This is a genomic window from Flavobacterium sp. N502540, from assembly GCF_025947365.1.
Taxonomy (GTDB): domain Bacteria; phylum Bacteroidota; class Bacteroidia; order Flavobacteriales; family Flavobacteriaceae; genus Flavobacterium.
The window spans coordinates 1,691,122-1,710,028 of record NZ_CP110012.1 but is presented as its reverse complement, the minus strand read 5'-3'; the positions used below and the strand labels follow the sequence as shown (position 1 = coordinate 1,710,028).

General features: G+C 33.7%; 20 protein-coding genes. 6 read left to right on the top strand and 14 right to left on the bottom strand.

Annotated features, from left to right (window positions below; genetic code table 11):
* Window positions 1-25: 25 nt before the first annotated feature.
* The 10 genes from atpA to OLM58_RS07530 form a co-directional block, all read right to left on the bottom strand.
* Window positions 26-1,603, bottom strand: coding sequence for a F0F1 ATP synthase subunit alpha (gene atpA, locus OLM58_RS07575; protein WP_017496872.1), 1,578 nt, complete (start codon window positions 1,601-1,603; stop codon window positions 26-28).
* Window positions 1,604-1,641: 38 nt separating this feature from the next.
* On the bottom strand, window positions 1,642-2,175 hold the full coding sequence (gene atpH, locus OLM58_RS07570; RefSeq protein WP_017496871.1) for an ATP synthase F1 subunit delta: 534 nt from the start codon (window positions 2,173-2,175) through the stop codon (window positions 1,642-1,644).
* A 4-nt stretch (window positions 2,176-2,179) separates the two neighbouring features.
* Window positions 2,180-2,680, bottom strand: coding sequence for a F0F1 ATP synthase subunit B (locus OLM58_RS07565; protein ID WP_017496870.1), 501 nt, complete (start codon window positions 2,678-2,680; stop codon window positions 2,180-2,182).
* Window positions 2,681-2,769: 89 nt separating this feature from the next.
* On the bottom strand, window positions 2,770-2,970 hold the full coding sequence (gene atpE / locus OLM58_RS07560) for an ATP synthase F0 subunit C (protein WP_026727281.1): 201 nt from the start codon (window positions 2,968-2,970) through the stop codon (window positions 2,770-2,772).
* 33 nt (window positions 2,971-3,003) lie between these two features.
* Window positions 3,004-4,182, bottom strand: a complete 1,179-nt coding sequence (gene atpB, locus OLM58_RS07555; protein WP_070906205.1) for a F0F1 ATP synthase subunit A — start codon at window positions 4,180-4,182, stop codon at window positions 3,004-3,006.
* 568 nt (window positions 4,183-4,750) lie between these two features.
* The gene (locus tag OLM58_RS07550) at window positions 4,751-4,978 is read right to left on the bottom strand and encodes an AtpZ/AtpI family protein (RefSeq protein ID WP_264531812.1); all 228 of its coding nucleotides are present in this window, start codon (window positions 4,976-4,978) and stop codon (window positions 4,751-4,753) included.
* On the bottom strand, window positions 4,926-5,354 hold the full coding sequence (locus OLM58_RS07545) for a bactofilin family protein (RefSeq protein ID WP_070906208.1): 429 nt from the start codon (window positions 5,352-5,354) through the stop codon (window positions 4,926-4,928). The genes OLM58_RS07550 and OLM58_RS07545 overlap by 53 nt, the downstream gene beginning before the upstream one ends.
* Before the next feature lie 2 nt (window positions 5,355-5,356).
* On the bottom strand, window positions 5,357-7,969 hold the full coding sequence (locus tag OLM58_RS07540) for a tetratricopeptide repeat protein (RefSeq protein ID WP_264531811.1): 2,613 nt from the start codon (window positions 7,967-7,969) through the stop codon (window positions 5,357-5,359).
* An 88-nt stretch (window positions 7,970-8,057) separates the two neighbouring features.
* Window positions 8,058-8,753: an ABC transporter ATP-binding protein gene (locus OLM58_RS07535; RefSeq protein ID WP_264531810.1), complete on the bottom strand. Its 696-nt coding sequence runs from the start codon at window positions 8,751-8,753 to the stop codon at window positions 8,058-8,060.
* Between the two features lie 77 nt (window positions 8,754-8,830).
* Entirely contained in the window at window positions 8,831-10,291 is a 1,461-nt protein-coding gene (locus OLM58_RS07530; RefSeq protein ID WP_264531809.1) for a DUF5687 family protein, read from the bottom strand.
* Between the two features lie 127 nt (window positions 10,292-10,418).
* Here OLM58_RS07530 and OLM58_RS07525 point away from each other — a divergent pair, with 127 nt between their 5' ends.
* From OLM58_RS07525 to OLM58_RS07515, 3 genes are all read left to right on the top strand, one after another.
* On the top strand, window positions 10,419-11,471 hold the full coding sequence (locus tag OLM58_RS07525) for a ferredoxin--NADP reductase (RefSeq protein WP_017496862.1): 1,053 nt from the start codon (window positions 10,419-10,421) through the stop codon (window positions 11,469-11,471).
* Window positions 11,472-11,596: 125 nt separating this feature from the next.
* Complete coding sequence (locus tag OLM58_RS07520; RefSeq protein WP_264531808.1) at window positions 11,597-11,905, top strand: hypothetical protein; 309 nt, start codon at window positions 11,597-11,599, stop codon at window positions 11,903-11,905.
* A gap of 149 nt (window positions 11,906-12,054) precedes the next feature.
* Window positions 12,055-12,468 carry a hypothetical protein gene (locus OLM58_RS07515; protein ID WP_229999244.1) on the top strand — a complete coding sequence of 138 codons (414 nt, stop codon included), beginning with the start codon at window positions 12,055-12,057 and terminating at the stop codon, window positions 12,466-12,468.
* On the opposite strand, the gene OLM58_RS07510 is transcribed toward OLM58_RS07515, so the two are convergent.
* Window positions 12,457-13,464 (bottom strand): glycosyltransferase family 9 protein, encoded by a 1,008-nt coding sequence (locus OLM58_RS07510; RefSeq protein WP_264531807.1) that lies wholly within the window; start codon window positions 13,462-13,464, stop codon window positions 12,457-12,459. The genes OLM58_RS07515 and OLM58_RS07510 overlap by 12 nt on opposite strands.
* Before the next feature lie 40 nt (window positions 13,465-13,504).
* Complete coding sequence (locus tag OLM58_RS07505; RefSeq protein ID WP_017496858.1) at window positions 13,505-14,110, bottom strand: DUF4254 domain-containing protein; 606 nt, start codon at window positions 14,108-14,110, stop codon at window positions 13,505-13,507.
* Between the two features lie 111 nt (window positions 14,111-14,221).
* On the opposite strand from OLM58_RS07505, the gene upp reads away from it, so the two are divergent.
* Window positions 14,222-14,875 carry a uracil phosphoribosyltransferase gene (gene upp, locus OLM58_RS07500; RefSeq protein WP_017496857.1) on the top strand — a complete coding sequence of 218 codons (654 nt, stop codon included), beginning with the start codon at window positions 14,222-14,224 and terminating at the stop codon, window positions 14,873-14,875.
* Here the strand turns inward: upp and OLM58_RS07495 are convergent.
* Window positions 14,870-15,799 carry a DUF6427 family protein gene (locus OLM58_RS07495; RefSeq protein ID WP_070906216.1) on the bottom strand — a complete coding sequence of 310 codons (930 nt, stop codon included), beginning with the start codon at window positions 15,797-15,799 and terminating at the stop codon, window positions 14,870-14,872. The genes upp and OLM58_RS07495 overlap by 6 nt on opposite strands.
* A gap of 141 nt (window positions 15,800-15,940) precedes the next feature.
* On the opposite strand from OLM58_RS07495, the gene OLM58_RS07490 reads away from it, so the two are divergent.
* Window positions 15,941-16,171 carry a DUF6341 family protein gene (locus tag OLM58_RS07490; RefSeq protein WP_017496855.1) on the top strand — a complete coding sequence of 77 codons (231 nt, stop codon included), beginning with the start codon at window positions 15,941-15,943 and terminating at the stop codon, window positions 16,169-16,171.
* Here OLM58_RS07490 and purD read toward each other — a convergent pair.
* Window positions 16,163-17,437: a phosphoribosylamine--glycine ligase gene (gene purD / locus OLM58_RS07485; RefSeq protein ID WP_264531806.1), complete on the bottom strand. Its 1,275-nt coding sequence runs from the start codon at window positions 17,435-17,437 to the stop codon at window positions 16,163-16,165. The two genes, OLM58_RS07490 and purD, sit on opposite strands and share 9 nt — an antisense overlap.
* Window positions 17,438-17,571: 134 nt before the next feature.
* Here purD and OLM58_RS07480 point away from each other — a divergent pair, with 134 nt between their 5' ends.
* Entirely contained in the window at window positions 17,572-18,882 is a 1,311-nt protein-coding gene (locus OLM58_RS07480; RefSeq protein WP_264531805.1) for a phenylacetate--CoA ligase family protein, read from the top strand.
* Window positions 18,883-18,907 lie beyond the last annotated feature (25 nt).

Sequence of the window (18,907 nt, the reverse complement as noted above, 5' to 3'; positions counted from 1 at the left end):
ATTATCTAATTCACTAATTATCTAATTAGTTATATTTTGCTGAAATTTCTTTTGCTGCTTTTTCGATAACATCAGTAATGTTGTCATCTAACTTACCAGCTTTTAACGCATTAAGCGTATCTTTATGTTTGCTGTTTAAGTAAGCTAAGAAATCCGCTTCAAATTCTTTTACTTTATTTACAGGTACGTTTCTTAATAAGTTTTTAGAACCTGCATAAATAATAGCTACTTGATTTTCAACAGGATAAGGATCATTTAAACCTTGTTTTAAGATTTCAACGTTTCTTTTTCCTTTTTCAATTACGTTTAAAGTAACTGAATCTAAGTCAGAACCAAATTTAGCGAAAGCTTCTAATTCACGGAATTGAGCCTGGTCTAATTTTAAAGTTCCTGAAACTTTTTTCATTGATTTAATCTGAGCATTACCTCCAACACGAGATACAGAGATACCTACGTTGATCGCAGGACGAACTCCAGAGTTGAACAAATCTCCATCAAGGAAAATCTGACCATCTGTAATCGAAATTACGTTTGTTGGGATATATGCAGAAACGTCACCAGCCTGAGTTTCGATAATTGGTAATGCAGTTAATGAACCACCACCTTTTACGATAGACTTGATAGAATCTGGTAAATCGTTCATGTTTTTAGCAATTCCGTCATCAGCAATTACTTTACAAGCACGCTCTAATAAACGAGAGTGTAAGTAGAAAACGTCTCCAGGATAAGCCTCACGTCCCGGTGGTCTTCTTAATAAAAGAGAAACCTCACGGTAAGCAACAGCTTGTTTAGATAAATCGTCATAAACAATTAAAGCCGGACGACCTGAATCTCTAAAATATTCTCCAATTGCAGCACCTGCGAAAGGAGCATAAACTTGCATTGGAGCTGGGTCAGAAGCATTAGCTGCAACAATAACTGTATAAGCCATTGCACCTTTCTCTTCTAACATTTTAGCAATTCCTGCTACAGTTGAAGCTTTTTGTCCAATTGCAACATATATACAGAATACAGGTTTACCTGCATCGTAAAATTCTTTTTGATTTAAGATTGTATCGATACAAACAGTTGATTTACCTGTTTGACGGTCACCAATTACAAGCTCACGTTGTCCACGACCAACCGGGATCATAGCATCAACTGCTTTTACTCCAGTTTGTAATGGCTCCGTTACCGGCTGACGGAAGATAACACCAGGTGCTTTTCTTTCTAAAGGCATTTCGTATAAGTCTCCACCAATTGGTCCTTTTCCATCAATTGGAAAACCAAGAGTGTTTACTACACGTCCTACCATTTGCTCACCTACTTTAAGAGAAGCAATACGTTGCGTTCTTTTTGCTGTTGATCCTTCTTTGATTCCAGTTGATGGTCCTAAAAGTACCACACCAACGTTGTCTTCTTCAAGGTTCAATACAATAGCTTCAAGTCCGTTGTCAAATTCAACTAACTCACCATATTGTACATTCGATAGCCCGTAAATACGAGCAATACCGTCTCCAACTTGAAGTACTGTTCCTACTTCCTCTAGCGTAGCACCAGATTCAAAACCTTCTACTTGCTTTCTTAATATTGCTGAAATTTCAGCAGGTTTGATTTCCGCCATCTTAATTTATAATTTAGACACTTTTATGTGTAATAAAACTAATTACTTAACTCTCTTTTTAATACCTGCAATCTGTTTGCAACAGAAGCATTGTATTGTTGATCACCTATTCTTAAAATAAACCCTCCAATGATAGATGGGTCTACTGTATTTTCAATTGTTATTTTTTTATCTGATAAAGTCGCCACTTTTGCCAAAACTTTAGCTTCTAAAGCGGCATCCATTGGGATTGCTGTTGTAACTTTTGCTACTTCAACACCATTACCTTCGTCAAATATTTTTTTGTATTCTAAAGCAATAGCTTCCAGAATTTCAAATCTTTTGTTTTCAAATAATAAATGAAATAACCCTTTAGTTACACCATTTACATCTGCGAAAACTTCTAAAAGAGCACTTTCTTTAACTTCAACTTTTGTAGTTGGGTTTTGAATAAAGGCACTTAATTCTTCATTACTCTCAATTGCCGTTGCAATTGACTTCATATCGTTATTGACAGCTTCGGCAACACCTTTAGAGTTTGCTAAGTCCAGAATTGCTTTTGCATAACGAATTGCTGCTCTTGTACTTGCCATAATCTTAGTTTAGCTTTACGTCACCTAACATTTTCTCTACTAATTTAGTTTGAGATTCTTTGTTAGATAATTCTTCTTTCAATAATTTTTCAGCGATGCTTAATGATAAAGTTGAAACTTGTGATTTCAATTCAGCCATAGCAGCATTCTTTTCACTTTCGATAGCAGCTTTAGCTTGCTCGATCATTTTTTGACCCGCTTCTTGTGCTTCGTTTTTAGAATCAGCAATCATTTTCTCTTTCATTTCACGAGCTTCTTTTAGCATCGCGTCACGCTCTGCACGAGCTTCATTCAAAATTCTTTGATTGTCAGCTTGTAAGTTTTCCATTTCTCTCTTTGCATTTTCTGCAGAAAGTAATGCATCTTTAATACCTTCTTCCCTTGCTGTAATAGATTCCATAATTGGTTTCCAGGCAAACTTTACTAAAAGTAAAATCAAAACCAACAAGATTAGCGCTTGCCAAAAGAATAAACCGAATGAAAAATCGTTAATTAACTTATCCATTTTATAACTATATTAAATATTTAATTTCTTTTTTTAAAAGTAACAACACCTTTAACCAACCGTTAAAGATGTTGTTATTTTTTTCTTTATTAGTTTTTTCCTAAGATTAAAGCAGCAAACGCTAAACCTTCTAATAAAGCCGCGATAATAATCATCGCAGTTTGAATTTTACCAGCAGCTTCTGGTTGACGAGCAATCGCGTCCATAGCAGATCCACCGATTTTACCTAAACCTAAACCTGCACCGATTACTACTAAACCTGCACCTACTAAAGTTGGAATTGTTCCCATAAGTATTTATATATATAAAATTAAACTTCTAAATTAAATAATAACATTGTCTTCGTGTCCGTGACCGTGATCATGGTCGTGATCCGCAACAGCCATACCAATAAACAATGAAGATAACATTGTGAAAATGAACGCTTGCAAAAATGCAACTAAAACTTCAATTACCGAAATAAATAATGTTAGTCCTAAAGAGATTGGCAAATCTGCCGCTAAATTTTTACCTACGAAAATCATCGCGATCAAACTCATAATTACTACGTGACCTGCAGTAATATTTGCATACAAACGAATTAATAATGCAAATGGTTTTGTTAATGTTCCTAAAACTTCGATTGGAGCTAAAATAATTTTCATCGGAACTGGTACTCCCGGCATCCAGAAAATGTGTCCCCAATAATCTTTGTTCGCACTAAACTGAGTAATGATAAAAGTAAACGCAGCTAAACAAACTGTGATGGCAATATTTCCTGTAACGTTAATTCCAAGTGGAGTCATACCTAATAAGTTTAACAACCACACAAAGAAAAACACCGTTAGAAGGTAACCCATAAATTTTCTGTATTTTTTCTCTCCAATATTTGGAACAGCGATCTCATCTCTGATGAAAATAATAAGCGGTTCTAATACTCTTCCGAAACCAGTTGGGATTGGTCCTTTTTTATAAGACTTCGCTAATCCGGTAAACATTAAAAATAATAATACCGAAACAAAAAGCATTGACACTACATTTTTTGTAATCGAAAAATCTAATGGTTTTTCATTTTCAGGATGTCCGTGGTCATTAAAAGTAATAGTTCCCGCAGCATCTGTTTTGTAAATTTTACCGTGAACTAATTTGTAAAAGTTTCCGTCAACTTCAGCAACTGCTTCACCGTGGTGTAATTTTGAAGAAGAGAAAATTTTCAAACCTCCGTCAATAAGAATTACAGGTAATGGAAAACCGTAATGTTTATTTTCTTTTTCATCTGAGAAGAAAACAAAATCATGAGAATCTTGTAAGTGATGATCAATAAAAGCGTCCACTTTTGCTTTTGGGTCAAGAGCTGCATGCTCCTCTTCTGACGGCGCGTTATGTGAAATTACTTTTTCTTCATGAGCGGCTTCGGCATGTACATGCGTTGAGTCATTCTCTGAATTTGCAAAACTCATTACTGGAGAACAAGCTACTAAAGCTGCAAGAATAAATTTGAGCGGTTTGTTTGAAATCACCATATCTGTTAAAAATCTTATTTTTTACGTTTCTAAAATTTGGTGCAAAGGTACATTTTTTATTAATATTCAAAAGGATATGAAAAATTATTTTTGAACCTTCTTTTGCATAATCCCCATTTTAATGCTTTTCATTTAATAATCGGACAGTTAAAAGCGTCTGAAATAACAAAAACAAAATAAATGTTATAAAAAAATTGATTTTTTCAACCATCACCTCGCCACTTTTGTTTTCCAAAATCGGTCTCAAAATTAAATAGGCTAATAACATTTGACTGGCGGTCCCAAACAGGAAAGCCATTCCGACAATTTCGAAATTCTTCTTTTTTACTACTAATAATATAAGGTATAAAAATGCTGACAGCGTGAAAAAAATCAAATACAAAAAGGCTGTACTATAATAAAAGTTTTGGGTATTAATTTCTAAAACTGAAAAAAGTGCTTTGTGCAATAAGTAAGCCGCCAAAGCAAAAAAGAATAAATATAAAATGGGTTTGTAGTTTTTTAAAAGCATTTGAAAATTTTTTTTTGCAAAGATGCAATATTTATTTCAAGCTGTTTAAAAGATGATTTACTTTGTTTTATTGATTTCGTTAACCTGACGAATTACATTGTACAAAGCCAATCCAACTCCAATCATGACAAAGATGGTGTTGTAATCTAATTTTGGACTGGGATGATTTTCATCCAGCCAGGTACCAAAATAGGATAATAAAAAAATAATGATCCCCATTTGAACGGGAATATTAATGAGCGGAAGCCACTTGTTCCTTTTGTTTTTGTTCGGTTCCTTTTCCATCTTTTAGGGTTACATCTTTAGTATGAGTCAACATAGTACAGGTAGCGGTAAAATTTGCGCCTGGTTCTATAGACAGTTTTCCTATGGCAACTTCTCCATGAATCTGTGCCGATGCTTTTATATTAAGGACTTCTAAAACTTTAATTTTTCCCTGAAATACTCCTTCAATATCGGCATTATTACAAACTATTTCACCTTTAACAACACCGGAAGCTCCAATAACCAATTTACCTTGTGAAGTAAAATTTCCTATCAATTCTCCATCCAGTCTAAAATCGTCTTTAGCAACGATGTCTCCTACAATAGAGGTTCCTTCAACTATTCGATTCGTTTTTCCTAAAAGTTCTGTTCCGTTTTTTTTTACTTTATCAAACATGATTATGGTGTTTTGGGGGCTAAGTAGGTATCGAGATTTTTCTTAATTTGAACCAATTTGTAATTATCACTCGATATGATAATTGCGGGATTCGGTATTTTATACTTTTTATCGTCTCTAAAAACTCCTGAAATATCTCTGGCGTATGCCTCTGATTTTAAACCGTGAATCACCACAAAACTTTCAGTTCTATTGTATTTATCAAAAGAAGTTGTCAATCTCTCATAATTTTCAACTAATAAAAAGACTCTGATCGCTTCTTCAATCTTCTTACGGGTTTTAGTGTCATTATTAGCAACGACATATACAATTTTCCAGTTTTTACTGTCAACTGAAGTAAAATCAAGTTTTTCTAAAGCTGGTATTTGCTTTTCTAAAATCTCGCGCGCATTTTTTCCTTCATCACTGTTTGGATAATTATCGGCAACTGATTCTAAGCCTTTTTTGTATGCCGCTAAACCATTTACTTTTCCTAAAGTATTGGCTTTTAACAATTCATACTTTGAAACAATTTCATCTCCTGAATATTGATTGATCAGATTATCAATATTATCTAAGACGGTATCAAACTGCTCCTCCTGAAACAATTTATACCATTTTTGGTACTCCTTATCCGGTGATGCTAAATCGCCCGCATTGGTATTGTTTAAAATTTGAGCGTATCTTGAAGTCGGATAATTGTTTGTGATATCTGATTTTATTCTCTCGGCACGGGCAGGATTTGTAATTTGATATATTTTGTACAAGTTATACATTGCCGGCAAAATCAATTTTTCTTCCGGTTTATTTTTTAATAACTGTTCCAGTTTGTCACTCGCCAGATTGTATTCCTTAAATTTTTCTTTGTAAATAAGTCCTAATTGATAGTACGCAAAATTACGCTCTACACCAATACTATCGATGGCAGCTTGTGTTTGAGGAAGTTGTTTTTCGTAGAAATCTGTAGTATATTTTTCAATAACTATAGAATCTTTAAGGGTATTTGCAGCGTTATTATTTAAGGTGTCGTTTAATGCGGCATTATTGGCTGATTTCACAGCGGCCAATCTCCAGTTGCCTTCTAAAACTCGATTACCCCATAATTTCTTAAACTGTAATTTTCCGTAAGCAACTGTGGTAGGATTGTAAAAATAAAAAGTACTGGTACTTGCTGTTTCGTTTCCTGCCGGAGGATTAAATGCTCCTATTCCCGGATTTGCCGTGCCAACTGACTGAGGGTTAACCGCTGTTGGTCCTCCATTAGCATTTGTGTTACGATCGATATTGGCCAGTTTTTCCTTTTCTTTTTCTTCTAAGATTCGTTTCGCCTCGTCTTTTTCTTTGAGTGCCGCGATATAATCATTAAAATAACTTTTTCTATCAGCCGGAGACAAACCGTATACTTTTATGATACTGTCGTTGCGTTTTGCAATTGCTTCGTACTTGATAACATTGTCGAGATTTTTTCTGTTTTTTTCAATAAAAGCAAACTCTCTTGATTTAGGATCTAATTTTACTAATGTACTGTCGTAATATTTGGCAGCAAGAGTATAATTGGTCTTCTTAAAATACATGTTCCCAATATTTCTATAAGTCGACGCTACTAAATAAGAGTCTTTTGATTTTCTGCCCAATGACTTGTTGTAGAAAACCAAAGCATCCTTCTGTTCCTCATTCTTGTCAAAGAAAACTCCCATCTCATAAAATAAAACATCCAGATAAGGTCTGTTTTCACGATCTGCCACTAACTTATTGTACATTTCTATGAACAAATCCTGATCTCCATTTTTATAATCAAACATCTGGGCCTTTTTTGCGTAGGCATGCATCATATATTTTCGATCGGCTTTTCTGTTCATGTCAATTACACCATCATAGTAATAAAAGGTGCTGTCTCTTATCCCGGCTTCCTGATACATCTGACCTAAGATAAAACGGTAACGTGCGCGGTCTTCATTTATTTTGGTAAACTCCTCGGCAATTTTAAGTTTAGCAACTGCACTGTCTTTTTTTTCCAAATTCAAATAAGCTTCAGCCAATAAAGCATTCGCATCCGAAAAAGTCTGCTTGTTCAGATCTGTATTTTTTAAGAGCAGATTGATATTTTTTACCGCAATAGCATCATTACCTAAACGCATATTGGTTTTCTCGCGCCAGATTTTCGCTGTATAAATATTACTGCTGTTCGGGTATTTGTACAAAATATAATTGAATGCCTCCAAAGCCGGAATAAACCTCTGATCGTAGTATCTGGCTTTTCCAAGCATCAGATAAGCCTCGTCGATTTGTGAATTTCGCTCTCTTCCTCCAATATTCATGGAGTGTTTCTGAATCGCTTTTGTGGCCTTGGTCTCCGCCTTTTCAAAATCAGCATTTTTGGGTTTATCCCCTTGTGAAAAGTTCTCATCAAACTGCATCTTTTCGATCGGAAGCATTTTCCAGAAGTTATCCTGATTATTCGCATGAACAGCCTTTAATCCTTTCTCAAGACCAATTCCACCATTATACAAAATGTTGTATTTTGTACTTAGCGCATGGGAATTTCTAGCCAAAAAATTATTTTTCTTGGTAGAACAGGCTATCAAAAAGAATAAAAAAACAATAAAAAAACTATATTTAAGAGTATTCTTTTTCAATAGAAAAGAGTTTATATCAATTAACTTCTAAAAAGGATTTTTAGTATAATGACTTGTAAAAATACGCTTCTTTTTGAAATATAGAAACTTATACTGCAAAAAACAATTCCAGTTCTTGTAAGGTTTCTTCTGAAGTTTGAATGTCCTTCACAATTTCTCCTTTATTTAATGCTACTATTCGGTCACAAACCTCTACGGTATGCTGCAAATCATGACTGGAAACCAGCACGGTAACATTTGGATTATCGGCCAGATCCTTAATGATTTTTTTTAATCGGCTTACCGTTGTCGGATCCAGATTTGCAAAAGGTTCGTCTAAAATAACGACTTCCGGATTTCCGATAAGTGTAGCAATGATACCTACTTTCTTCTGATTTCCTTTAGATAAATCTCTCAAATATTTTTTGTTGTTCAGGATTTCTCCATTAAAAAACTCTTCATGCTGCTGTAATAAAGCATCAATATCGGCTTTGTTCTGATGACGTAAATCACCAATAAAATAAAAATATTCCTCGGGAGTCAAATACCCAATCAAAAAACTTTCATCGAGAAAAGATCCTGTGAAAGATTTCCAGTGCTCGTTTGCATTCACCTGAATATCGTTGTTTACTATATTTCCCGTTGAAGGTTGAATCAAATCGAGTAACAAGCTGAAAAAAGTGGTTTTTCCTGCCCCGTTATTTCCTACTAATCCAAAGCTTTGTCCTTTTGGAATTTCAAGATTATTTATGTTTAAAACTGTTGTACCGTTGTATTTTTTTGAAAGTTGGTTTACTTGTATCATGGTTTATTGATTTTAGATTGCTGATTTAATTGAATCAGTTAAAATTACCTCATTATCAAATTGACAAATTATCTAATTTAATTCTTTTGTTTATAAGCACTTATGGTGCTGTACTTCTCTATTTTATATCTTTTTTCGATCAGTGAAAATACTTTTTCTTTAAAAGCAAAGCCCAAAACTCCTGCCCCTGCTACTAGTGCTAATCCGATAGTTTTATTTCCTAAATACAATCCGATTCCATAAAGTCCTAAAGGCACTAATATCTTCGGCAATGTCAGTAGCATTGCATTAACATTAAACGCTTTTTTGTCTCCAAAGGCCCCTCCCGCCGAACTCAAATCAATTGGCGTTTTTGTAAAAGCACCACCCAAAAGTACCAGATGCGAATTGACTCCTATATTGTAAATTGCGCCAACAACAACCGTTAAATAAATTTGCCATCCAAAGAAAAGATAAAAAGACGCCAGTATTGTAGAGATAAAAGTAGCAATAACAATCAACCACCATTTTGACGTTATGTAACCGCGATATGGAATATTCTGTGTCATCATTAATTGGTAATACGAACTATCCCAGCTCGGTACAAATTGTCCGAACACGAATAAGAACCCACCTGAAACAAATATTCCGGCAAAAATGGTCATCACCTCGGGCTGTTGTTTGTTTCCGAAAAAGATAAGTCCGTAAAACAAAAAGATAAAACTCATTACCAGAGTCGTTTTTGATCTTTTGTTTCTCTTAATCAATTTGATATCGTTTTTAAGAAAGGTTCCTAAAGTCCCGAATTGATTGAGCCACGAAAGATTTTCAGTGGTAGCGATGTCTTCTTTTTGCGAAAGTCCTGCATCTAAAAACAAATTATTCTTGAAATATTTGAAAGTAAACAAATAGAGCCCTATCAAAATCAAAGCAGGAATCAAAAACAATCCTTTTGTCGTATAAAAACCTTGGAAAATTGGCGTTGTAAAACTGGTAATATCAAAGAGTTTATAATACTGTGCGGCTCCTAAAGCGATAATTGCTCCAACAAAAACAACAAACAACTTGTCGATATTACTTAAAATAATATTCAAAAAATTGTTGATATAAATCAAGGAGAATGCCGCTAAAAACCAGAAAATAACTCCCAAAAGGTCATAACCTTCTAAAACTAAAACTATTGAAAAAGGAATAAAAAACAGAGCATGAACCCAATTGAAAAAAGACAAAGCAGTTTTGCCTAATGAAAAATGAACGATGGTCGATTTCCTGAACGGTAGAATTAATAATGGTTTAATATTCAAAACCGGAATTGCCTGCATCAATAAACGAATCACGAGATCGAAAAGAAAATAGTAAATCAAAAATTGGTTGATAGTCACCAGAGGCTCTAGTTTCATTTTTTTTAATATATAGAATGCTCCTATTCCGGCTCCAATAAAAAGCAAGGAAAAATAGACCATTAAAAAGCCTAATAAAACTTTCATCACGACACTGGTGCCGAATGATGCAGATCTAACAAAGGCTTTCCATTCCAGATAAATAAACTTTTTAATCATGGTTATTTGTTTTGAGTTTTCTAGTATGTGATCAAATGTAAGAAAACGTTACAAAAAAAGTTAAAAATAATCGTTTAGTGCCTGTCAATTAACTGTCGTTTGCTACTTTTGCATAAAAAATACAATCATGCCTTCATTCTTAAAACTAATAATTAAAGAGGTAAAACGCGAAACTGCTGATGCTGTTTCTGTACTTTTTAATGTTCCTGAAGAACTAAAATCAGACTATAAATTTATAGCCGGACAATACATAAATTTAAAACTAACTCTTGATAACCAAGAGATTCGTCGTGCTTATTCTATTTGTTCTGCACCGGAAAGCAACGAATTACGCATTGCTGTAAAAGCAGTAAAAAATGGTTTATTTTCTCAATTTGCCAATACGAGACTTAAGGCTGGAGATGTTCTTGAAGTAGGTCATCCGGAAGGAAAGTTTACTTTTGAACCAGATGCTGAAAGACAAAAAAACTATGCGGCTTTTGTGGCCGGAAGTGGGATTACTCCGGTACTTTCTATTATTAAATCGGTTTTAAAAAGTGAACCAAAAAGTTCATTTGTATTGGTTTATGGAAACAAAACTCCTGAAGATACTATTTTTTACCAGGAATTACATGATTTACAATTACAGTATGTAGGCCGTTTTTTCATCCATTATGTTTTTAGTCAGGCTAAGGCTGAAAATGCTTTGTTTGGAAGAATTGATAAATCGGCAGTAAATTTTGTACTGAACAACAAACACAAAGAATTACAATTTGACAAATTTTTCTTGTGTGGTCCTGAAGAAATGATTGATACGGTTTCGGGAATTTTAAAGGAGAAAAATGTAAAAGAATCGGCAATTAAATTTGAACTTTTTACTTCTTCTACTCAGGAAAATAAAATCAATACTTCATTAGAAGGACATACAAAAATTACGGTTTTGGTTGATGATGACGAAGTTTCATTCGAAATGTCTCAAAAGCAAACCATCCTTGATGCCGCTTTAAAACAAGGAATCGACGCTCCATACTCTTGTCAGGGTGGAATTTGCAGCAGCTGTCTGGCTCGTGTAACTTCCGGAAGTGCTGAAATGACTAAAAACTCGATTTTAACGGATAGTGAAATCGCTGAAGGTTTAATTTTAACCTGCCAGGCACATCCTACTTCAGAATCTATTTATGTAGATTATGATGATGTTTAATCGTTAAAATTTCAAAATATTCAAAATCCAAATTCCAAACTTACAATTGGGATTTGGATTTTTTTTTGTTTTATAATTATTAGCAATCTTTGTAAAATTTGAATTTGGAACTTAAAAATTACGTTATGAAATCTGTACAGGAAATTTTTAAAAATAAAGAATATCTTCTGGATGAACCTGAAGTTGAAAAACTTGTGGAATATTGTGAAGAACTTCAGGATGAACTTATAGAATTTAAATTTCAGAAGACAAACAATAAAGAACTCGCCATGCTGGATATGCTTAAAGAAGTTATAAAAGGCTGTGATGCTGTTGAAAAAGAACAAATGGAACACGAACGATTTGGTTATGAAGCACCAAATTATCAAGTCATGATTTCGAATCTAAAAAGTTATATTTATAGCAGATGTCGGGATGAGAAAATTTGGCTCTAATTATAATTACAATAAATGTATTTTTTCGGTAAAATATTGCTGAATTTTTATTATATTAGAGGTAAAATTAAAGCAATCACAATCTCCTGTTCTTGTGTAGATTTGTAGCGCTAAATCAAATTTGTCAACACGTTTAAATCTTAAATATTATGACAATACATCACTTACTTCGTTTATCATTTATAGCCCTTTTTGTAATAACCGCTCTTTTTTGTATCTACTTTATCATTAAGAAACAACAAAATAAAAAAGGACCCAAATTACTTACCAAAGAAAAATATAGTGCCACAATGATTGGTAAAATGACCGAAATAAATGTTTCTGAGAAGAATACTTTTAATATCTGGCCCTACATAAGCAAATTAAAAGCTGCTAAAATACTATCGAACAAAATTAAAGAGTCACAATTGGTGCACAAAATCTACAGAAATTCAACGGAAGATTTTGAGCACATTTTATTGTCTACAGAAAAAGAAAATCATTTTGTTGTAATTGTTGCCAATAAAAACAAAAAGAAAACAGTTGGCTACTTTCTTTATGATTTAAATGGATTATATGCTTAATTGAATCTTCTTGACTATATCTTTGGGTGAAATCGATCTCATAGCGTCTTCATAACCGTCAACGATTTTGTTTCCATAAACAGATGTTGGTAATTTTGGATATTGATTTCTGTCCGAAACCAAAGCATTTTCCATGGTTTGTCCGAATGGTAAAAATCCCGCATACGGATGTGTAGCACCCCAAAGTGTAATGGCTTTTACTCCCAGCATTGCAGCAATATGCGCATTTCCGGAATCCATAGAAAGCATGACGTCTAAATTACTAATGAGCTGTAATTCCTGTTGAAATTTAATTTTTCCAGCCACATTAACTACATTTTCAAAGGATTGTGAAAACGAATCCAGGATTTCAATTTCTTTCTTTCCTCCACCAAAAAGTAAAATCGTATACGTTTTATTTTCCGCCAATTTTGCAATTACTTCCTGCATTAAATCTTGCGGATACACTTTAGAATTGTATTGTGCAAAAGGTGCAATTCCAATTAATTTTTGATTTTGATCGCCAATGATTTCTAAAATATCTGAGCCTAATTTTGCTTTTTGCGGGAATTCAGGATTTGATATATCTAAAGGAAAACCAAGTTTTTCAAACACTTTCACATGTCTTTCGAACATGGTTGGCAATTGTGCAAAAATTTTATTCTCGGCGCGAGTTAGTTCTTTTTTACCTTCACGTCCTTTGTCAACTGTTGCTCTTTTTTTTCCGCTTAAAGCAAAAAGAAGGCTTACAATTTTGGATCTCAGAACATTATGAAGGTCTGCAAAAGCATCGATTTTGAGTTTTTTTACATCATTGTATAGTCTAAGTAACCCTGTAAATCCTTTGTGACGCTGCTTTTCATCAAAAGCAAAAAACTCAAGATTTGGGATTCCTTCAAAAAAAGGCTTAAAAAACGGTCGTGAAATTACGGTGACTTTAACCGTTGGATACTGCTTTACAAAAGTGCGTAAAACAGGAACCGTCATGGCGACATCTCCCATTGCGGATAGTCTCATGACGGCTATATGCTTTATTGTATTGGACAACTCTGCCAAATTATTTTTTGTTTTGATATAAAACAGGATTCAATTCATCATCATTGTACATTTTCATTTGTTTGTACACTTTCATGAATTTATCTCCATTTTCAATGTCAGTCAATAAATCATCAATTGCAGTTGATAAATCGCTTCTTTGTTCTAAAAGTACATTTAATTTCTCCTGACATTTATCTCTGTGCTCCTGTGAAGCTTCAGCACGAGTTGCCTCTTCATGCATGTGATAAATTTTTAACGCTAAAATAGACAATCGGTCAAAAGCCCAAGCCGGACTTTCAGAATTGATTTTTGCGCCATCTTTTACTTTTACTTCACTGTATTTTTGTAAAAAGTAACTGTCGATATATTCCACCATATCTGTACGCTCCTGATTTGAAGCATCGATTCTTCTTTTTAAAGTAAGCGCCGCTACCGGATCAATTTGTGGATCACGAATGATATCTTCAAAATGCCATTGAACAGTGTCAATCCAGTTTTTCAAATACAATAAGTGTTCAAATTTATCCTTTGGGTAAGGATTGTTTATAGGTTGATCAACATTATCAAATTGATGATAATCTTTAATGCTTTGTTCGAAAACAGAATATGCTAATTTTGAAAACATGTCTTTATTTATTAGAGTCACAAAGATACTTTTTATACTTTTATGGTGTGAAGAAAACGATTAATTTTTCGTTATTGCACTACAATCTATCCATAATTCTAAAAATTCAGTATGAAAATTCATTATATCTCCAAAAATAACAGCGTATTAAATCACTTTTTAGGTCAAATCAGAAATGTTAATGTTCAGAACGACAGCATGCGTTTCCGAAGAAATATTGAACGAATTGGCGAGATTATGGCTTATGAACTGAGCAAGGATCTGGCTTATAAAAATGTTGAAATCCAAACTCCGCTTGGCATTAAAAATACGACTGAAATAGAGAGTGATTTAGTTTTATGTTCTATTTTGAGAGCCGGTTTACCGCTGCATAACGGTTTTTTAAATTACTTTGACCACGCTGAGAATAGTTTTGTTTCGGCTTGCCGGTACCATCCAAATAATGATGCCGAATTCGAAATTAGGGTTGAATACCAGGCTGTTTCAAACATAAACGACAAGACTGTTTTACTTCTTGATCCAATGTTGGCAACGGGTCAGTCTATCGTTGCAGTTCACGAGAAACTGATTCAAAATGCAACTCCAAAAGAGATTCATATTGTTGTGGTCATTGCTGCGCCAGAGGGCGTTGCTTTTCTGGAAGAAAATCTTCCGGAAAACTGCCATTTATGGGTCGCCTCTTTAGATGAAAAGCTAAATGAAAAAAATTACATCGTTCCTGGTCTTGGCGATGCCGGAGATCTTGCTTACGGAAGTAAATTATAATTGAGAGAAAAATGTAAATAAACTACACAAAATCAACACATAAAAAACAATTTCATTATTGAGTTTTTGTTGCATATATTCTACATGACTTGCTGCCATAATAGTCAAGGGCGCAACACTAAAAAAGAGTAAATCGTTACTTTTATCCGGCGATAGAATATAAACAAAGGCTGCAATAAAGAAACAAGCTACTACTTTTTTGTATGAAGAATGCACTATTTGTGGTCGATTTGACAATGTAGTCAGCATTGAAACTACAAAAAATAAGGCTACGGCCACATAGATTGAAAGTGCTCCGTTTTCATAATTGCTCTTGAAATAATCAATGTTAAAATCGATTACGGCACGTTTCTGAAAAAAATCGGTGATGTCGATATGGAAAATTAAAGACACCAATAAAAAGATTATGGACACTGCCACAAGTGCAATAAAGGGTAAAATCCAGTTTCTATAATCTCTGGAAACATGGAAAACTATCGAGATAAAAACCAAAATCAGGAAAAGAATACACCAAAATTGAAATAAAGAGGCTATTAAAATCCAAAATGATGCATCAAATATTTTTTCCTTAGAAGCTTTCAATGACTGCAGCGAAATCAATCTTCGAAGTGCCAATAGTATAAAAAAGTTACCATATATTACATTGGCATTGTTAAATATTGTGGGAAAAAACAATAGAAACAATAAGTAAAAAAATATCGCGTAACCATTGTCTTTACTGAGTCCGTTCTTTTTTACGATAAAATTTATCAGGAAAAATGAGGCCAGAATAAAGCACAGTAAGCTCACTTTTTGGAATGCCAAAAAATAAGATGTTATCCAGGAAGGTTCCTGAATTTGAAACAGAAAAAAGAAAACCAGTATTAAAATTACGACCAATGAATAATTTAATGGCGTAGATTTTTTAAAAACACTTGTTATCATAAGGATATTTTATACTTTTGTGATTGTAAATATAATACTTGTTTAAAAAGGAAAACCAACAAGTTGAAAAAAGATTCTGCGAGCAGACTTCTGGTTTCAATGCGTTACACAACAATAAATAACATATAATTTTATAAAATTATGACAGCTTTTTTTGAAGGAATACAGTACTTATTCGTTAACATTTTATTCGCACCACTTGATTTTTTACGTCGTTTGGAACTTGTTACATGGTTTGGTGCTAATACGATCAACTGGATTTTCATGATCATCTGTTCATGCGCAATCGTTTATTGGATTAAACAATTACGCATTTTTGATGATGCCGGAACAGAAAACCAAGATACTACGGCTCACTCTTTTTTAAAGTAAGTCGAAGCCGATATCTTTTCTAAAATACATCTTATCAAAGCTTAGTTTATCTATGTTTTGATAAGATTTTTTTATGGCCTGTTGGAAATCGTCTCCATAAGAAGTTATCGTTAATACACGTCCTCCATTACTTACGATACTATCGTTTTCTAATTTTGTACCTGCATGGAAAACAATAGAATCTTCAATATTTTCTAAACCAGTAATTATTTTTCCTTTTTCAAATTCTTCAGGATATCCTCCAGAAACCACCATAATGGTAGTTGCACTTCTTGGATCAACTTTTAATTCGAATGTATCTAATTCTTGATTGGCTACCGAAAGAAACAATTCCACTAAATCGGATTCTAATCTCGGTACTACAACTTCAGTCTCAGGATCTCCCATTCTTACGTTGTACTCAATTACGATTGGTTCATTTTTTACATTAATCAAACCAATAAAAACGAATCCTTTATATTCAATTCCATCCTTTTGAAATCCTTCGATAGTTGGTTTTACGATACGTGTTTCAATTTTTTCCATCAAAACAGCATCAACATAAGGAACTGGAGAAACAGCTCCCATCCCACCAGTATTTAAACCTGTATCACCTTCACCAATACGTTTGTAATCTTTTGCTGTTGGAAGGATTTTATAGCTTTTCCCATCAGTCAAAACAAAACAGCTTAACTCAATTCCGTCCAAAAATTCTTCGATTACCACTTTTGAACTCGCTGCTCCGAACTTTTCGTGAACCAGCATGTTTCTCAATTCTGTTTTAGCTTCTTCTAAATCCTGAATAATCAAAACTCCTTTTCCTGCAGCCAAACCATCGGCTTTTAAAACGTATGGAGGTTGTAATGTTTCTAAAAAAGCACATCCGTTCTCTACCGTTTCAGCCGTAAAACTATCGTAAGCAGCAGTTGGAATATTATGTTTCATTAAAAACTCTTTGGCAAACTCTTTACTTCCTTCTAACTGAGCTCCTAATTTTGATGGCCCAATAACCGGAATATGTTGTAAACTCTCGTCGTTTTTAAAATAATCGTAAATCCCTTTAACCAAAGGATCTTCCGGGCCTACGACTACCATTTTTACATTCTCCTGAATTACAAATGCTTTGATTGCGTCAAAATCTGTTGGAGACATTGCAACATTTGTAGCAATTGCCGACGTTCCAGCATTTCCAGGTGCAACAAAAAGTTTTTCGCAAAGCGGACTCTGAGTCATTTTCCAGGCAAAAGCATGTTCTCTTCCGCCCGATCCCAATAGTAAAATTGTCATGGTGTAGTTGTATTTAGTTGTGGTGCAAAAATAATTGCTTTTACACGTAAAAAATAATTAAATCTTAAAAAGTTGTTGATTGTTCTCTGTTAGTAATTTGATAGTATTATTTTTGACGAAAATTAATACCACAAATGATTTCTCTTCTCGATATTTCACTGCAATTAAATGGTTTTCCGATAAAGAAAGCCAAAACGCAATTGGATGAAATCAGAAATTTATCGGAAGAACAGTATGCACATTTCCTTCAGAACAGAAAAGAAGAAATCGTAGCTTTTCATTTGGAAAACAATTCTTTCTATCAGGAATTGGCTGGAGATAATACAAAATTGGAATGGGAAAATTTACCCATCCTGAACAAACAAAATTTACAAAAACCACTAGAAGAAAGGCTTTCAAAAGGCTACACCATAAAAAATGTGTACCTCAACAAAACTTCCGGATCCAGTGGAACTCCTTTTGTTTTTGCCAAAGATAAGCATTGCCATGCCCTGACCTGGACTTCTATTTTTATGCGTTTTGGCTGGTACAATATCGATTTTAATCGCTCGTATCAGGCTCGATTCTATGGTATTCCGATGAATTTTGCCGGATATTATAAAGAACGAATTAAAGATTTTTTGACGCATCGTTTCCGATTTCCGGTTTTCGATTTATCTGATGACGTTCTGGAAAAATTTCTGCAAAAATTCAAAACTAAAAAATTTGATTATATCAACGGTTACACGAGTTCGATAGTTTTATTTGCTAAGTATTTAGAACAAAAAAATCTGATCTTAAAAGAAGTCTGTCCCTCTTTAAAAGCTTGTTTTGTTACTTCGGAAATGCTTTTTGAATCCGATAAAAAACTCTTAGAAAAGCAATTGAATGTTCCGATTATTAATGAATACGGCGCTTCAGAACTCGATTTGATTGCTTTTGAAAACTTAAAAGGTGAATGGCAGGTCAATTCAGAAACACTTTTTCTAGAAATTTTAGATGAAAACAATCAGATTCTTCCATATGGAAAAGAAGGCAGGATTGTGATTACATCTCTGTTCAATAAGGCACATCCCTTTATCAGATATGACATTGGCGATATCGGAATTCTGGATGAAAAAAGTACTCCGCAGAAACCCATTCTAAAAAAACTTATTGGAAGGACCAATGATATTGCTATCCTACCAAGTGGGAAAAAAGCACCGGGTTTAACCTTTTATTATGTTACTAAAAGTATTATTGAAGACGATGGAAACGTTAAAGAATTTACCATCAAACAAACACAATTAAATACTTTTGAAATTGAATATGTCAGTGATATTGAATTAAATGTAACTCAAATTCAAAAGATAGAAAAGGCAATTACGGTATATTTAGAACCAAATTTAACTTTCGGCTTTACCCGAAAAACAGTTTTAGACAGAAGTAAAAGTGGAAAATTAAAACAATTTAAATCTTATCTTTAATATAAATAAAATCCTACATTTGTTT

What these genes read in the sequence shown, in the direction of transcription:
- OLM58_RS07535 (WP_264531810.1), bottom strand. Translation starts at nt 8,753, where the DNA reads ATGATACAAGTAAACCAACTTTCAAAAAAATACAACGGTACAACAGTT.
- atpB (WP_070906205.1), bottom strand. Translation starts at nt 4,182, where the DNA reads ATGGTGATTTCAAACAAACCGCTCAAATTTATTCTTGCAGCTTTAGTA.
- atpA (WP_017496872.1), bottom strand. Translation starts at nt 1,603, where the DNA reads ATGGCGGAAATCAAACCTGCTGAAATTTCAGCAATATTAAGAAAGCAA.
- OLM58_RS07520 (WP_264531808.1), top strand. Translation starts at nt 11,597, where the DNA reads ATGAAATCTGTACAGGAAATTTTTAAAAATAAAGAATATCTTCTGGAT.
- atpE (WP_026727281.1), bottom strand. Translation starts at nt 2,970, where the DNA reads ATGGGAACAATTCCAACTTTAGTAGGTGCAGGTTTAGTAGTAATCGGT.
- OLM58_RS07495 (WP_070906216.1), bottom strand. Translation starts at nt 15,799, where the DNA reads ATGATAACAAGTGTTTTTAAAAAATCTACGCCATTAAATTATTCATTG.
- OLM58_RS07480 (WP_264531805.1), top strand. Translation starts at nt 17,572, where the DNA reads ATGATTTCTCTTCTCGATATTTCACTGCAATTAAATGGTTTTCCGATA.
- OLM58_RS07510 (WP_264531807.1), bottom strand. Translation starts at nt 13,464, where the DNA reads ATGAGACTATCCGCAATGGGAGATGTCGCCATGACGGTTCCTGTTTTA.
- OLM58_RS07490 (WP_017496855.1), top strand. Translation starts at nt 15,941, where the DNA reads ATGACAGCTTTTTTTGAAGGAATACAGTACTTATTCGTTAACATTTTA.
- atpH (WP_017496871.1), bottom strand. Translation starts at nt 2,175, where the DNA reads ATGGCAAGTACAAGAGCAGCAATTCGTTATGCAAAAGCAATTCTGGAC.
- OLM58_RS07505 (WP_017496858.1), bottom strand. Translation starts at nt 14,110, where the DNA reads ATGTTTTCAAAATTAGCATATTCTGTTTTCGAACAAAGCATTAAAGAT.
- purD (WP_264531806.1), bottom strand. Translation starts at nt 17,437, where the DNA reads ATGACAATTTTACTATTGGGATCGGGCGGAAGAGAACATGCTTTTGCC.
- OLM58_RS07545 (WP_070906208.1), bottom strand. Translation starts at nt 5,354, where the DNA reads ATGTTTGATAAAGTAAAAAAAAACGGAACAGAACTTTTAGGAAAAACG.
- OLM58_RS07530 (WP_264531809.1), bottom strand. Translation starts at nt 10,291, where the DNA reads ATGATTAAAAAGTTTATTTATCTGGAATGGAAAGCCTTTGTTAGATCT.
- OLM58_RS07550 (WP_264531812.1), bottom strand. Translation starts at nt 4,978, where the DNA reads ATGGAAAAGGAACCGAACAAAAACAAAAGGAACAAGTGGCTTCCGCTC.
- OLM58_RS07525 (WP_017496862.1), top strand. Translation starts at nt 10,419, where the DNA reads ATGCCTTCATTCTTAAAACTAATAATTAAAGAGGTAAAACGCGAAACT.
- OLM58_RS07565 (WP_017496870.1), bottom strand. Translation starts at nt 2,680, where the DNA reads ATGGATAAGTTAATTAACGATTTTTCATTCGGTTTATTCTTTTGGCAA.
- upp (WP_017496857.1), top strand. Translation starts at nt 14,222, where the DNA reads ATGAAAATTCATTATATCTCCAAAAATAACAGCGTATTAAATCACTTT.
- OLM58_RS07515 (WP_229999244.1), top strand. Translation starts at nt 12,055, where the DNA reads ATGACAATACATCACTTACTTCGTTTATCATTTATAGCCCTTTTTGTA.